Below are 14,571 nucleotides of genomic sequence, written 5' to 3'. Positions count from 1 at the left end.
AAATAAAACAATGGGTTAAGAAACATATGGGCTAGTTATCTAGGACAGCCCCAAATATTTTTTATTAGAAAGCATATTTGTATTACAATAAATATATCTAAATAAATAGCTAATTACTTTTATGAATAATGTTGTTATTGGTATTTTAGGTTCGAGATTAGATCATGGTGGTTTGGGTAAGTGGCGTTTTGGGCGCTGGCGGCCTAGCGTCTCTATTTTGTTGCAGCAAAATTTTGCTGTCTCGCGCTTTGTACTTATTCATCATGTAGATGAAATAGAGCTGGCTAAAATAACAGCCAATGATATGCGCGAGCTTTCACCGCAAACTGAGGTTGTTTTACATGAGGTTGATTATCAAAACCCGTGGGATTTTGAAATGGTTTACTCTCAACTTTATGCATTTTCAAACAAACAAGTATTTGATATTGATAAAGAAAATTATTATGTGCATATCACTACAGGGTCGCACGTAGCACAAATTTGTTTGTTTTTACTGACAGAGGCGCGCTATTTGCCCGCAAAACTGCTACAAACTTCGCCCCTGAAGCAAGGCGAACCTAATGCCTCGCTAGGTACGATGCAAGTAATAGATTTAGATTTATCGCAATACGATCAAATTGCCTCGCGTTTTGCCATGGAATCCTTAACAGCTAACGCTTATTTGAAAGATGGTATCGCTACACGAAACGCCAATTTTAATCGCATGATTGAGCAAATTGAGCAGGTAGCCATTAAATCATCAGCATCTATGTTGCTCACGGGGCCAACTGGCGCAGGTAAAACGCGTTTGGCTAAACGTATTTATGCACTAAAAAAACAACGCGGGCAAATCGTCGCTAAATTTGTAGATGTTAATTGTGCAACCTTGCGCGGAGATAATGCCATGAGCACTTTGTTTGGCCATGTAAAAGGCGCTTTTACTGGCGCAATGTCAGAGCGTTTAGGCTTGCTGCGTGAGGCCAATAATGGATTATTGTTCTTAGATGAAGTTGGTGAGTTAGGCTTGGATGAGCAAGCGATGCTATTGCGTGCCATCGAGGATAAAGAATTTACGCCACTAGGTAGCGATAAAATGGTGTCTAGTAATTTCCAACTGATTGCTGGCACAAATCAACAGCTGTATGAACGCGTGCAACAAGGTTTGTTTAGAGAGGATTTGCTTGCACGCATCAATTTGTGGACATATGAATTGCCATCATTAAAAGAGCGTATAGAAGACTTGGAGCCGAATGTTCAATTTGAGTTACAAAAAATTATGCAACAAGCTGGTTACAAGGTCAGTTTTAGCCAAGCTGCATTAAGCCAATATTTAACATTTGGCTATTCAGCACAAGCGACTTGGCGAGCTAATTTTAGAGATTTAAATGCAAGTATTACGCGAATGGCAACTTTGGCAGAAGGTGGGCGGATTAACGAAAGTATTGTACAAGCTGAAATAACACGCTTAATCCGAGATTGGCAGGGCGTGTCACCTGTCGACGAAAATCAACGAACTTTAGCTAAGTTGTTAAGCCAACAAACTTTGCAAGGGATTGATTTTTTTGACCAAGCTCAGCTTACTGAGGTGATAAAGGTCTGCAAACAAAGCAAAAGTGCGGCTGAAGCTGGGAGGGTGTTATTTAATGTATCACGCCAACAAAAAACCAGTAGCAATGACACAAATCGCTTAAAAGTCTATTTGCAGCGATTTAATTTGAGTTTTGAAGGGATTAACGCAATAAACTCGCACTAATTAATACTTAGTAGCAAGCAATTTGCTAAAATGACTATTTTAGCAAATTGGTTCATTTACCTCATGTCACAATCTCATTCTTTAGCCATTAACCCTCGTAAAATTCTCGTTACCTCCGCACTTCCGTACGCCAATGGCAGTATTCACCTTGGACATTTGGTGGAATATATTCAGACTGATATTTGGGTACGTTTTCAAAAAATGCAAGGGAATACTGTGCATTATGTCTGTGCCGATGACACACACGGCACGCCGATTATGTTGCGTGCAGAAAAAGAGGGCATCACGCCAGAAGCCTTGATTGATGGTGTTCACAAAGAGCATACCGCAGATTTTAGTGAGTTTTTAGTAGAGTTTGATAATTACTATTCAACCAATGCACCTGAGAATAAAGAGCTTTCGCAAAGTATTTATAGAAAATTAAAAGCGAACGGAAAAATTGCCACAAAAATCATTGAGCAATTTTACGATCCCGTTAAAAACATGTTCTTGCCCGACCGTTTTATTAAAGGCGAGTGTCCAAAATGCCATGCGAAGGACCAATATGGCGACTCATGTGAAGTCTGTGGCGCAACTTACAATCCGACTGAGTTGATTAATGCATACTCGGCTGTTTCAGGCGCAGCACCTATTCGTAAAGAAACTGAACATTACTTTTTCAAACTTTCTGAGTGCGAGCAGTTCTTAAAGGATTGGACACGTTCAGGTACGTTGCAAGGTGAAGCAGCGAATAAAATGGGTGAGTGGTTTGAAAACGGTTTAAATGATTGGGATATTTCCCGTGATGCGCCGTATTTTGGTTTTGAAATTCCAGATGCGCCGGGTAAATATTTTTATGTGTGGCTAGATGCGCCTATAGGCTATATGGCGAGCTTCAAAAACCTTTGCCAAACTAAAGGTCTTGATTTCGATGAGTATTGGTCTAAAGACAGTAAAACAGAGCTTTACCATTTTATTGGTAAAGATATTCTGTATTTCCATGCATTGTTTTGGCCGGCAACGCTAGAGTTCAGCGGGCACCGTAAACCTACACAAGTTTTTGCTCACGGGTTTTTAACCGTAAACGGCGAGAAGATGAGTAAGTCTCGCGGCACATTTATTACTGCACGCAGCTACTTAGACCATATTAAAAATCCAGAATACTTGCGTTATTATTATGCGGCAAAAATCAATAGTACGATGGAAGATATTGATTTGAGCTTAGATGATTTTGTCGCACGCGTGAATAGTGATTTGGTGGGTAAGTACATCAATATTGCGAGTCGTACAGCTGGTTTTATTAATAAGCGATTTGACGGAAAGTTAAATCCGACCGCTAGTAATTCAGTCGTTACTGAAATTACGGCATCCTCACAGGCTATCGCTGACAGTTACGAAGCCCGTGAATATGGCAAAGCTTTACGTGAAATTATGCGTTTAGCTGATTTAGCGAATGGTTTTGTCGCGGACAAAGCGCCGTGGGTCATTGCCAAACAAGAAGGGCAAGATGAAGCTTTGCAACAAGTGTGTTCAGACGCACTTGAGATGTTCCGCTTGCTCACTTTGTATTTAAAGCCAGTACTACCAAAACTAGCCTATGAAATTGAACGTTTTCTTAATATTGAGCCGCTCAATTGGCAAACTGTAGGTGCGTCATTGCTACCAACGCACAGCATTAATGCTTATGAACATTTAATTACGCGAATTGATCCTAAAGCGATTGAAGCCATGACTGAGGTTAATAAAGAAAACTTACTCGCAACACCACAAGTAAGTGAGCCTGCGGTAGGTAAGGCCGTACCAGTTACAGCTGCTTTACCTGAAGCCGAATACATCAGCATAGATGACTTTACTAAAGTGGATTTGCGTATCGCTAAAATCATAAATGCTGAGCATGTTGAAGGTGCAGAAAAGCTATTGAAGCTATTACTTGATATAGGCGAGGAAAAACCACGTCAAGTATTTGCTGGTATTAAATCTGCTTATGATCCTACGACTTTAGTCGGTCGCTTAACCGTCATGGTGGCAAACTTAGCACCGCGCAAAATGAAGTTTGGCATGAGTGAAGGTATGGTACTAGCGGCAAGTGATGAAAATGGCGGTCCATTTATATTGAGTCCAGATGTAGGTGCAAAGCTAGGGATGCGAGTTAAGTAACTGTAGTATCAGAAAGTATTTTTTTAAAATAACTAGAGGAGTAAGAATGAAATTTATTAAAATACCTTTATTGGTAGTTTTGTTATTATCAGGTCAAGCGATGGCTGCGGATAGTACAGCTAAAACAGCGGTTGGAGGTGGTTTAGGAGCTGCTGTAGGTACTGCGCTTGGTGGCGTTGTAGGTGGAAGCACAGGAGAAGTTTTAGGTGGTGCGGTAGGTGGTGGTGTTGGGGCAGGAGTAACCACTAAGGGCGAAGGCCAAACTGGCGCTATTGTTGGTGGAGCTGCTGGTGGAGCTGGTGGAGCTTATGTTGGTCGCAAAGTGAGCGGTAGCGGCACTGGCGCAGTCGTTGGGGCTGGTCTTGGTGGCGCAGGGGGTGCTGCGGTTGGTAAGGTTATTACTGAACCTTCTGCAAATGTTTCAAATGGCGGCCATAAACATAAACGTGGTAAAGGACATTACAAAAATAAACATAAGCATGGACATGGTCACGAAGATTAATAAAAAAGCCGCGAAAGCGGCTTTTTTATTATCATTAGTAAGCAATAAGCACTTAAAACGAATGCTTCATGATTATTGAGTTAAATCTTTAAATTATTTAGCTTTTGCTTTAGCATCCGCTGCTTTTTTATCAGCTTCAGCTTTTTTAGCGGCTTTCTTTTCATCTGCGGCTGCTTTTTTAGCCGCCTTTTCGTCAGCTTTAGCTTTTTTAGCAGCTTCTTTTTCAGCATCTTTTGCTGCTTTAGCATCCGCTTTAGCTTTCTTAGCAGCTTCTTTGTCATCTACTTTAACCGTTGCTGCAGGAGCGGCTGGGGTTGCTTTTGCCATTTCTTTTGCTGGTTTTACATCTTTAGCCTTTGCATCTTTAGCTGGTGCCGCTTTTGTGTCAGCTGTTTTTGCAACAGCAGTAGTGGCGCCGCTTACAGAAATATCTTTACGAACACTTTGTAATGTAACAGGGCCAACACCGTTAACTTTTTCAAGCTCATCAACAGATTTGAATCCACCATTTTTTTTGCGGTAGTCAATAATAGCTTGAGCTTTTACTGGGCCAATACCATCTAGGCTTTCAAGCTCAGCTTGAGTTGCTGTATTAATATTTACGCCAGCCATCGCGCTAATGCTAAAGCTTAAAAAAGTAACTAATGCTAATAATATTTTTTTCATTTTTGATTCTCCAAGGTTTGAAAAGCACGGTTTAAAACTAATATAAAAAGTATTACTCAAAAAAATTGAATTACTTGATCAATCATAACTTAAAGCTATCAATGATACAAATAGTTACAATACAAAATCTATCATGCCACAGTCTTGCTTACACCAAGCTTACAAGGCTGAGTTACATTCTTGATGAATAGCCTCTAATGCTTTGCGAGGATTTTCTGCCATAGTAATAGGTCGACCTATTACTAGGTAGCTAGATCCATTCTTAAGTGCATTTGCAGGCGTAACAACGCGTGACTGGTCATCTTGGTTGACATTAGCTGGGCGTATACCAGGAGTTACTAGGCAAAATTTACCACCTAGTTTGGCGCGTAACATTTGTGCCTCTAACGCTGAGCAAACAACTCCATCTAAGCCAGCTTCGTGAGTCAGGCTTGCCAAGTTTAAGACATGAGTGGCTAAGTCAGTTTGTATGCCAACTTGATTCAGGCTAGCTTGGTTCATGCTCGTCAATACGGTCACTGCTATCAATAGTGGTTTAGATTCACTTTGTTGGACGGCTTGTTGGGCAGCTTGCATCATTTCTAACCCGCCACTGGCATGCACATTAAGCATCCACACACCTAAATTGCTGGCCGCAGCGCAAGCTTTAGCTACGGTATTTGGAATATCATGAAATTTTAAGTCTAAAAACACACCAAAATTTGAGCGAGTCAGTTGTTCTACAAATTGTGGACCTGCCGCAGTAAATAGCTCTTTACCAACTTTTAATCGACAAAGTGATGGATCTAATTGTTCTACTAGTTTGAGCGCGCTTGCTGCGTCTTGGTAGTCAAGTGCAACGATAATTTTCGGGTCGTTATTCATAGGTGAGATTTTTATATTAAATGGTAGTGGGTTCTGCTGGCAGTGCTTCCCATGCATTGCATGCAGGGCATTGCCAGTGGTGATATTTAGCTTTAAACCCACATTGCACACAGTGGTAAGCAGTTTTGTTGCCTATGGCATGACGCACTGTTTGCTGCATCAGCTGAATATCGTTAAATGTGGTATTTTCTGCGCTATTACTATGCTGCTTTAAGGCAATGGTTCTAGCTTGTAGTAGTTGGTCAAGCACGCTTAAGCTTGGCATTTTAATGAGCTCGGTGCGTGCTAATACTGCTGCGCTTTCAGGGCCTTTTTCAGCTAAAGTAGCTTCATATAGTACATTAATCAGTGATGCTAATTTATAGTTTTGCAAATACGTTTGTAGTAGCGCTAGACCATCTGTAGTTTGATTAATTGCGCGATAGCTATTGAGTAGTTTAGGTGCAATTAAGCCCAAGTATTCTGGTTGCTGAAACTCGATTCTACGCCACGTTGAAATGGCTTCTTTATGCGCGTCAGCTTCGGCCTCCATATCGCCTAATAGCACATTTGCTCGCACACAGTTTTTATTTGCATTGAGTGCTTGTTCTAGTTCAAATCTAGCGGTGTGCAAATCATTTGCTAATTTGGATTTAACCGCCATTTCGCAGTAATAATGTGAAACCTCAACACGGAATGGCACGCCAGATAAGCGCTCTAGCTCAGTTGCTGCTTTTATCGCGCGCTCCCATTCGCGCTCTCTCACATAAATCTCTAGTAAAGCACGCAGGGCAGGTTGGCGGTATCTATCATCATTGAGCGACTCAAAAAGTTCTTCCGCACGATCTAACAAGCCAGCTTTTAAATAGTCTTGTGCTAGTTCAGCCGTCACAGCTAATTTTTGTTGCGGCTCTAGATCTTTTTTATCTAGTAAGCTTAAATGTAGATGAATTGCGCGATCAACTTCACCACGTTTTCTAAACAGGCTTCCTAAGGCAAAGTGCAGTTCTAATGAATCTGTATTCGCTTGAACAGCCTCAGAAAAAGCCTCTATGGCTTTGTCATGTTGATTCGTAATTAAGAAGTTTAAGCCTTTAAAATAGGCTGCAGGTAGTGCTGTAGATTCAGCAAGTAGCTGTTTAAGGTCTACGCGCGCCGCGAGCCAACCTAAGCTAAAAAATAAGGGGAGTGCTAATAACCACCAAAATTCAAATTCCATGAGGTTTCGCTTTTACTAATGCTTGGTTATATAGGATATTTAATTGAGTCATACTGCTTGATTTGCACACATATTACATAGGTGTAATTTTAGCTTAAATAATTGAATATAGTTTGCTTTAACTAAAGCTGTTGATTGATGGACAACAAAATTGATGAGCAATAAAAAACGGCAGCTTATGGCTGCCGTTTTTTATTCAAACATTAATACTTAAAACTACAAGTTAATTCAGATGCTTAACTCAGGTATTTAACCCTTAGGTATTTAACCCTTAGGTATTTAACCTAAGTCCACACGTTCACGTAACTCTTTACCAGCCTTAAAGTGAGGTACATGTTTTTCAGGTACTTGTACTTTACTGCCAGTTTTAGGGTTGCGACCTAAACGTGGTGGACGATAATTTAAGCTAAAGCTACCAAAGCCACGTATCTCAATACGCTCGCCAGTAGCGAGGTTATCAGACATTGCATCTAAAATCGCCTTTACTGATAATTCCGCATCTTTTACCACTAACTGCGGAAAACGCTCAGCAAGCAAGGTGATTAGTTCAGATTTAGTCATGCTTTCTGTGCCTTTATCTTAACTATTTAGTTTATTTCTTGCTGTCTAATTTAGCTTTTAATAAAGCACCAAGGTTAGTTGTACCAGCAGAAGCTGCGTCGTTTGGTACTTGTGGGGCAGCATCTTTAGCTTTTGCAGATTTAGCCTTAGGTTTAGCATCTGATTTTTCTTCAGTTGAAGCAGTTGCGCCTGAAGGGTCAGCAGAAAGTTGTTTAACACCTAATGAAATACGCTCTTTTTCTACATCAATCGCTAAAATCACCGCTTGAAGTTCGTCACCTTTTTTGAAGTTGCGGATAGCTTCTTCGCCTGTTTGTGACCATGATAGATCTGACAAGTGAACTAAACCATCAATACCACCTGGCAAGCCAATGAACACACCAAAGTCAGTGATTGATTTGATTTGGCCTGAAACGTTATCACCTTTGTGATGCGTTGCAGAGAAATCATCCCATGGGTTGGCTTTACATTGCTTCATACCCAATGATAGACGACGACGTGCTTCGTCGATTTCAAGAATCATCACTTCAACTTCGTCGCCTAATTGAGCGATTTTACCTGGGTGAATGTTTTTGTTAGTCCAATCCATTTCAGAAACGTGCACTAAACCTTCAATACCTGGTTCGATTTCAACGAATGCACCGTAGTCAGTCAAGTTTGAAACTTTACCGAACAGACGTGTTGAAACTGGGTAACGACGAGTTAATGCAACCCATGGATCGTCGCCCAACTGTTTGATACCTAGTGAAACACGGTTTTTCTCTTGATCGAATTTCAAGATTTTTGCTTCAACTTCTTCACCTACTGTTAACACTTCAGATGGGTGTTTTACACGACGCCATGCTAAGTCAGTAATGTGTAGCAAACCATCAATGCCGCCCAAATCAACGAATGCACCGTAGTCTGTAATGTTTTTAACAATACCTTTAACCACTGCGCCTTCAGCCAATGTACCCATTAACGCATCACGGTCTGCACCAGCGCTAACTTCCATTACTGCACGACGTGAAACAACGATGTTGTTACGTTTACGGTCGATTTTAATTACTTTAAGGTCACACTCTTTATTTTCGAATGGGGTAGTGTCTTTTACTGGGCGTACATCCACCAATGAACCTGGCAAGAATGCCATGATGCCGTTGACAGAAACGCGTAAACCGCCTTTAACTTTACCGCTAACGAAACCTTTAATGATACGGCCTTCGTTCATTGCATCTTCTAAATCTAACCATGTTTCCATGCGTTTAGCTTTTTCGCGTGAAAGCAATGTTGAACCGAAACCATCTTCTAGTTTTTCGATTAACACTTTTACGAAGTCACCAACTTGAACTTCGATTTCGCCTTGAGCGTTTTTGAATTCTTCAGCAGCGATAACGCTTTCTGATTTTAGACCAGCATTAACAATCACGTGATCTTGGTCAACTGAGATAACCTCAGCTGTAATCACTTCACCAGAACGCATTTCTTGGTGAGCTAAGCTTTCTTCAAAAAGCGCAGCAAAAGATTCCATTGGTGAAGCAGTAGATGTAGAAGTAGAAGCCATTAAATAAAATTACCTAAAAAATAATCCCACCTAGCAGTGGGGTGATTAAAAAAACCTGCGAATCAATGTAAAACGCAGACGAAAAATTCTTAAAAATTACAAAGAATAGAATTATAACTAAAACCTTGAAAAATAAAAGACTATTCGCTAAATTTATTGGTAATTTTCTACTAAAAACCGTATAAAAACTTAACTATTGGGCAGGATTTGGTATTTTTGCAAAATATAGTCAACGGCTTCTGAAATACCTACATTGTCCGTTTCAAGTAAAGACGCATCGTCAGCCATAAGTAGTGGGGCACTTGCACGGCCTTTGTCTCTAGCGTCACGTTCAGTTAAGTCTTGCAGGATGTTTTCATAATTGGCGGGTTGGTTCTTACCTAGCAATTGTTTGTAGCGGCGCAGTGCGCGCGTTTCAGTGCTTGCTGTGAGAAATATTTTTAACTCTGCCTTTGGAAATATCACGGTTCCCATGTCACGCCCATCCGCAACTAAGCCAGGGGCTTTGCAAAAACTATGTTGCATATCGATCAGAGCTGCGCGCAATGGTGCGTGCACAGCAACTTGCGACGCACCTTTGCCAATTTCTTCAGTACGGATTTCGTTGGAAACATCTTGATTGTTAACTAACACTTGCTCGTTGATAAATTCAATTTTGAGTGTTTTACCACATGCGGTCACGGCTAACGCGTCACTCCAAGCGATATTGTTTTGCTGTGCGGCAAAAGCAACAATGCGGTATAGCGCGCCAGAATCTAAATAATGAAAGCCAAGCTTGCTTGCAACAAGCTGCGCAACAGTGCCTTTACCTGAGGCTGAAGGTCCATCGATGGCTATGACTGGAATGCGATTCATTATTTTACCAAACTCATTTAACGATGCTCGCAAATTGTGCAAAGTAATCAGGAAATGTTTTATTGACGCACTTAGGATCGTTAATCGTAATAGGCACGCCGCCCAGTGAAACTAGTGAAAAGCACATTGCCATGCGATGGTCGTCATAGGTGTCAATCACCGCATTAGGCGTAAGTTGAGCGGGCGGGGTGATTTTAATGTAATCGGCACCTTCTTCTACAGTTGCTCCCACTTTGCGTAGTTCAGTTGCCATGGCTGCGATACGGTCTGTTTCTTTCACACGCCAGCTGGCGATGTTACGCAAGGTCGTTGTGCCTTCAGCAAATAAAGCCAAAATTGCCAATGTCATTGCTGCATCGGGTATGTGATTGCAATCTAAATTAATAGCTCTTAGTCTGCCTTGTGGCGCACTAGCTTCCATCCAGTTATCTGCATAGTTGATTGTCGCGCCCATGAGCTCAAGCGCCTCTGCAAAATGTATATCGCCTTGAATGCTGTTTTCACCAACGCCTTCTACTTTCACCTTGCCACCAATCACACCTGCCGCTAGGAAATATGAGGCAGATGAGGCATCACCTTCAACGATAATGTCGCCAGAGTATTTGTAGGTCGGTTCCGCTGAAATAGTGAAATTTTGCCATTCATCATCATGTGGAACGGTTATGTTGAAACGTTGCATCAACCTAACCGTTATGTTGATATATGGCTTTGAAATCAATTTGCCAATCACTTTAATAGTGGAATTCTGGTTTGTGAGTGGAAGTGCCATCAATAATGCAGTTAAAAATTGACTGGAAACATTACCACGAATTTCAATAGGTTTACTTACATCGACATTGGCTGGTGAAATTTTAAGTGGGGGATAGCCTTCATTGCCTAAATACTCAATATTTGCGCCAGCTTGACGCAAAGCATCAACTAGGTCACCAATGGGCCGTTCATGCATGCGAGGCACGCCGCTCAGTGTGTAATGACCATTTGAAAAAGCAAGTGCTGCAGTTAGCGGCCTAAAAGCTGTACCTGCATTACCTAAAAACAGTTCGGCGTTTTTGTTTGGAAAATCGCCACTACAGCCATGCACCAATATTCCGCCACTTGTCTTTTCAAGTATTACACCTAACTTTTCCAAAGATTCAAGCATGCGAGCAGTGTCATCTGAGGCCAGTAAGTTAATTACTTGTGTAGAGCCAGTTGATAATGCCGCTAGCAACAGTGTGCGATTAGAGATGCTTTTTGAACCAGGAAGCGTGATTGAGCCTTGTGCTTGATGGCTGGCGGGTAGGGTAAGTTGTTCCATTTTGATGTCTTTATTGTCTATTTTTTGCCCAAGCATTTCGAGCGGTGCTTGCGCGGTCAAAGAGTGCTTGTAAGCCAGCACCGTCTTCGTTGATGAGTAATTTTTTGAGTTGCGACAACTCGTTTTGGTAGGCTTCTAATTCACTTAATAAAGCTGTTTTATTAGCTAAACTGATGTCGCGCCACATTTCGGGATGACTGCCTGCTATTCGAGTGAAGTCTCTAAAGCCACTGGCAGCGAAGCTAAATAGTTGTGCAGCATTAGGGCGTGAGGCAATGTCATCAACTAAGGCAAATGCTAGCAAATGTGGTAAATGGCTCACTGCTGCAAAAATACTGTCATGCGTTTCTGCTGGCATTTCACTCACATTGGCGCCACATTTGCGCCAAAATTCGGCGACTATGGCTACGGCACTTTTATTGGTTTCCGCAGTAGGCGTTAACACAACATTTTTACCTGTGTATAAATCAGCCATTGCAGCGGTGACACCGCTTTTCTCTGCGCCTGCGATTGGGTGACCGCCGACAAACTGGTTGAATTGTTCGCCTAATATTTCTTTTGCACACGCCAAAACGTCACTCTTTGTGCTGCCTGCATCAGTAATGACGGTGTTGTTGCTTAAATGTGGTTTTATGCTTTGTAAAATGCTGGCTGTTTGTGCAACTGGGGCTGCAATCATTACCAAGTCGGCATCTTGAAGTGCCGCATGGATGTTGGTTGCTTGAGTATTAGAAAACGCATCAATCACACCTAGGTTTAGTGCTTCTTGCAGACTTTCTTGGCTGCGACCAATACCTGTAATATGGGTTGCGCTGGCCTTTTTAAGCGCCAAAGCAAAAGAGCCACCAATCAAACCCACACCAAAAATGACGATTTTTTTCAAATTTAAATATTTAGCAGAAAATGCTACACCAAAAAATGCTACATAAAGAAGTGCGATCAATCGCGAAACTAAATTGTAGCATTTTTGCTATTTAACTCTTAGCTATCCTTTCTTCTTAATTTTCAGGGTTATTTAATAGTGAGAAATTATTTAACGCTCAGGCGCGCAGAGTCGTAAAGCGCTATTTAATAAGTACGGCAAAGGTGTTTTTGATAACCAGTGACGGTTATCTGCAATAAATGGATAAGCGCGACTCAATATTGGCTTTAGAATCTCACTATCCCAGAATGCTGCCAAACCTTTAAATCCTGCTGCACCATAGGCAACTGAGAAAACATCCACACCTTTAATCCAATTGCCTGCAGCATCTTGCGCGTGAATACGCTCCATCATGGCTTCTTTGGTGGTTGGGCAAAACTCAGGTTCATTGAATGCTTGGCTTGAGCAATCGACTAAGATTAATTTATTTTCAAAGTCAGTTTCTTTAATCGTGTGCATTTCGCTGGCGCAAAGAGGGCAAGAGGCGTCGTAATAAATAGTGAGTGGAAACTGTATGTTTTGTGTCATTTTATTTTCCTTTATGCAATGTTTTATGTATTGTTGCCGCGGATCAACATTTGAATTTTTGCGCCATATTTCATGATTTTTGTTAGTGTTTCAGGTTTAAGTTTAATCATTTCATCGCCCCAAATCGAAAGCGTTTGCATCAGTTCTAGCATTTGTTGGACGCGTTTTTTAGCTTCTAATTCATTGTTGTTAAATGTATTTTCTGATAAGTAACGTTCTAAAAACTGTACGGTTGGGTCGAACTCTCGTGCTTTGCGTTCGGTAATCACTGTGCGAAACAATTCCCAAGTATCAAGTGAGGTTTCAAAGTAATCACGCCTGTCGCCCATCATGTGAGTAATACGCACCAAGTGCCAGTTTTGCAGTTCTTTAAGACTGTTGCTCACGTTGGAGCGTGCTACTTGTAAGGTGTCTGCGATTTGTTCTGCGTTTGCTGGCTTGCCAATAAAATATAAAAATGCATGAATCTGTGACACTGTGCGGTTGATGCCCCAGCGTGCGCCCATTTCACCCCAATGCAAAATAAACTGGTTGCCTAGCTCGCTTAATTGAATTTTTTCGTTTGATTCAATGTTGCTTTCTGTACTCATTTTATCTGTCCTTTTTGAAGCACTTTAAAAACTATTTGACACAGTATCTCATTCGTCATATATTTCTGTCAATACAGAAATTAAAGAAATAATAGATTTGTATTTTATGAGGTGGAGAAAATGAAAGTATTAGTGTTGGGAGGTAACGGTTTTATAGGTAGCAGTATTGTTAAAAAGCTCAAGCAGCAGGGTGTTCAGGTGCTAATAGGTAGTCGTAGTTTTGCTGAGAATACTGATACGGTGAGCATACGCATGCACAGCATGACGCTTGTAGATGATTGGCTGCCTGTATTGAAAGGCATCGATGTTGTCGTTAACTCTGTTGGTATTTTGCGTGAAAGAAACCTTCAATCACATTTTCAATCAACCCGTGAAACTTATGACAAAGTACATAATTTAGCACCAACGGCTTTAGCGCAGGCTTGTGCCAAGCTCAATGTGCGGTTAATTCATATTTCTGCGATTGGATTAACAAACCTCGCAAAAAGTCGTTTTATACGTTCAAAGTTTGCAGGTGAACAAGGCATTTTAAGCAGTGGAGCACAAGCGATTTTAGTTCGCCCGTCATTGTTAGATGGCGCTGGTGGTTATGGCGCCAGATGGTTTAGGCGAGTGGCAGCATGGCCTGTGCAATTTGTGATGAAGTCACAAGGCTTGATTGCGCCATTACAAGTGACTGATTTGGGAGAGGCGGTCGCGAATCTATGCCAAATGAATTTTGATAAGCTACCAAAAATAATCGAACTTGGTGGCAATGAAGTTTTTGCTATTGAGCAGTACCTGACTAAATTGCGCACTCAAATTAGACACACACACGCTTTGCAAATAGCAGCGCCTAAAGTTGTGGTGCGATTATTTAGTCATATTTTTGACTTGTTAGCTTGGACGCCATTGTCATTTGGACACTTTGAGTTAATGCAAGGCTATAACGTGCCTGCAAAAAATATGCTGCCTGAATTGTTGGGGCACAGGCCGACTGAAGTAGGCGTGAATATCAATGTAGATTGTTATGAGGTCTATGCTATTAGTAATAGCCATTCATAAATGCACAAAGCTCCCATTGATGTTTACTATGGATGAAATGCTCGAGTAAGTAAAATTTTGCTCTAAGCTAAAGCTTAAGATTGCCGAAATTAAATGGTTGGAATCGTTCATGACGAATAAAAATATTCGTCTG

At 41.3% G+C, this 14,571-nt stretch carries 14 protein-coding genes; 4 read left to right on the top strand and 10 right to left on the bottom strand.

Annotated features, from left to right (window positions below):
- Window positions 1-121: 121 nt before the first annotated feature.
- The 3 genes from rtcR to PSU78_RS05135 all read left to right on the top strand — a co-directional run bounded on the left by rtcR (window position 122) and on the right by PSU78_RS05135 (window position 4,370).
- Complete coding sequence (gene rtcR / locus PSU78_RS05145; protein ID WP_300385242.1) at window positions 122-1,732, top strand: RNA repair transcriptional activator RtcR; 1,611 nt, start codon at window positions 122-124, stop codon at window positions 1,730-1,732.
- Between the two features lie 63 nt (window positions 1,733-1,795).
- Entirely contained in the window at window positions 1,796-3,868 is a 2,073-nt protein-coding gene (metG, locus tag PSU78_RS05140) for a methionine--tRNA ligase (RefSeq protein WP_300385239.1), read from the top strand.
- Between the two features lie 46 nt (window positions 3,869-3,914).
- On the top strand, window positions 3,915-4,370 hold the full coding sequence (locus PSU78_RS05135) for a hypothetical protein (protein ID WP_300385236.1): 456 nt from the start codon (window positions 3,915-3,917) through the stop codon (window positions 4,368-4,370).
- 93 nt (window positions 4,371-4,463) lie between these two features.
- On the opposite strand, the gene PSU78_RS05130 is transcribed toward PSU78_RS05135, so the two are convergent.
- The 10 genes from PSU78_RS05130 to PSU78_RS05085 all read right to left on the bottom strand — a co-directional run bounded on the left by PSU78_RS05130 (window position 4,464) and on the right by PSU78_RS05085 (window position 13,394).
- A complete protein-coding gene (locus tag PSU78_RS05130; RefSeq protein WP_300385233.1) occupies window positions 4,464-5,036 on the bottom strand; it encodes a helix-hairpin-helix domain-containing protein in 573 nt (190 codons plus the stop codon).
- 159 nt (window positions 5,037-5,195) lie between these two features.
- Window positions 5,196-5,900, bottom strand: a complete 705-nt coding sequence (gene pyrF / locus PSU78_RS05125; protein ID WP_300385230.1) for an orotidine-5'-phosphate decarboxylase — start codon at window positions 5,898-5,900, stop codon at window positions 5,196-5,198.
- Window positions 5,901-5,916: 16 nt separating this feature from the next.
- Window positions 5,917-7,098: a lipopolysaccharide assembly protein LapB gene (gene lapB, locus PSU78_RS05120; RefSeq protein WP_300385227.1), complete on the bottom strand. Its 1,182-nt coding sequence runs from the start codon at window positions 7,096-7,098 to the stop codon at window positions 5,917-5,919.
- A 279-nt stretch (window positions 7,099-7,377) separates the two neighbouring features.
- Complete coding sequence (locus tag PSU78_RS05115) at window positions 7,378-7,659, bottom strand: integration host factor subunit beta (protein ID WP_013148307.1); 282 nt, start codon at window positions 7,657-7,659, stop codon at window positions 7,378-7,380.
- Between the two features lie 31 nt (window positions 7,660-7,690).
- Window positions 7,691-9,202 carry a 30S ribosomal protein S1 gene (gene rpsA, locus PSU78_RS05110; RefSeq protein ID WP_300385222.1) on the bottom strand — a complete coding sequence of 504 codons (1,512 nt, stop codon included), beginning with the start codon at window positions 9,200-9,202 and terminating at the stop codon, window positions 7,691-7,693.
- Between the two features lie 189 nt (window positions 9,203-9,391).
- On the bottom strand, window positions 9,392-10,057 hold the full coding sequence (gene cmk, locus PSU78_RS05105; protein WP_300385219.1) for a (d)CMP kinase: 666 nt from the start codon (window positions 10,055-10,057) through the stop codon (window positions 9,392-9,394).
- A 13-nt stretch (window positions 10,058-10,070) separates the two neighbouring features.
- Window positions 10,071-11,354, bottom strand: a complete 1,284-nt coding sequence (aroA, locus tag PSU78_RS05100; RefSeq protein WP_300385251.1) for a 3-phosphoshikimate 1-carboxyvinyltransferase — start codon at window positions 11,352-11,354, stop codon at window positions 10,071-10,073.
- 10 nt (window positions 11,355-11,364) lie between these two features.
- Window positions 11,365-12,237, bottom strand: coding sequence for a prephenate dehydrogenase/arogenate dehydrogenase family protein (locus PSU78_RS05095; RefSeq protein ID WP_300385248.1), 873 nt, complete (start codon window positions 12,235-12,237; stop codon window positions 11,365-11,367).
- A 150-nt stretch (window positions 12,238-12,387) separates the two neighbouring features.
- Complete coding sequence (locus PSU78_RS05090) at window positions 12,388-12,804, bottom strand: thiol-disulfide oxidoreductase DCC family protein (protein WP_300385216.1); 417 nt, start codon at window positions 12,802-12,804, stop codon at window positions 12,388-12,390.
- Between the two features lie 23 nt (window positions 12,805-12,827).
- A complete protein-coding gene (locus PSU78_RS05085) occupies window positions 12,828-13,394 on the bottom strand; it encodes a MarR family transcriptional regulator (protein WP_300385213.1) in 567 nt (188 codons plus the stop codon).
- A 120-nt stretch (window positions 13,395-13,514) separates the two neighbouring features.
- On the opposite strand from PSU78_RS05085, the gene PSU78_RS05080 reads away from it, so the two are divergent.
- Complete coding sequence (locus PSU78_RS05080) at window positions 13,515-14,438, top strand: sugar nucleotide-binding protein (protein ID WP_300385211.1); 924 nt, start codon at window positions 13,515-13,517, stop codon at window positions 14,436-14,438.
- Window positions 14,439-14,571 lie beyond the last annotated feature (133 nt).

The sequence above is a fragment of the Methylotenera sp. genome (genome assembly GCF_029945705.1).
GTDB lineage: Bacteria > Pseudomonadota > Gammaproteobacteria > Burkholderiales > Methylophilaceae > Methylotenera.
The sequence above is the reverse complement of the archived record's forward strand: the minus strand, read 5'-3'. Positions and strand labels throughout refer to the sequence as shown.

Excerpts from the sequence above, each read along its gene's own strand:
- rtcR (WP_300385242.1), top strand. The coding sequence starts at position 122 with ATGAATAATGTTGTTATTGGTATTTTAGGTTCGAGATTAGATCATGGT.
- metG (WP_300385239.1), top strand. The coding sequence starts at position 1,796 with ATGTCACAATCTCATTCTTTAGCCATTAACCCTCGTAAAATTCTCGTT.
- PSU78_RS05135 (WP_300385236.1), top strand. The coding sequence starts at position 3,915 with ATGAAATTTATTAAAATACCTTTATTGGTAGTTTTGTTATTATCAGGT.
- PSU78_RS05130 (WP_300385233.1), bottom strand. The coding sequence starts at position 5,036 with ATGAAAAAAATATTATTAGCATTAGTTACTTTTTTAAGCTTTAGCATT.
- pyrF (WP_300385230.1), bottom strand. The coding sequence starts at position 5,900 with ATGAATAACGACCCGAAAATTATCGTTGCACTTGACTACCAAGACGCA.
- lapB (WP_300385227.1), bottom strand. The coding sequence starts at position 7,098 with ATGGAATTTGAATTTTGGTGGTTATTAGCACTCCCCTTATTTTTTAGC.
- PSU78_RS05115 (WP_013148307.1), bottom strand. The coding sequence starts at position 7,659 with ATGACTAAATCTGAACTAATCACCTTGCTTGCTGAGCGTTTTCCGCAG.
- rpsA (WP_300385222.1), bottom strand. The coding sequence starts at position 9,202 with ATGGCTTCTACTTCTACATCTACTGCTTCACCAATGGAATCTTTTGCT.
- cmk (WP_300385219.1), bottom strand. The coding sequence starts at position 10,057 with ATGAATCGCATTCCAGTCATAGCCATCGATGGACCTTCAGCCTCAGGT.
- aroA (WP_300385251.1), bottom strand. The coding sequence starts at position 11,354 with ATGGAACAACTTACCCTACCCGCCAGCCATCAAGCACAAGGCTCAATC.
- PSU78_RS05090 (WP_300385216.1), bottom strand. The coding sequence starts at position 12,804 with ATGACACAAAACATACAGTTTCCACTCACTATTTATTACGACGCCTCT.
- PSU78_RS05085 (WP_300385213.1), bottom strand. The coding sequence starts at position 13,394 with ATGAGTACAGAAAGCAACATTGAATCAAACGAAAAAATTCAATTAAGC.
- PSU78_RS05080 (WP_300385211.1), top strand. The coding sequence starts at position 13,515 with ATGAAAGTATTAGTGTTGGGAGGTAACGGTTTTATAGGTAGCAGTATT.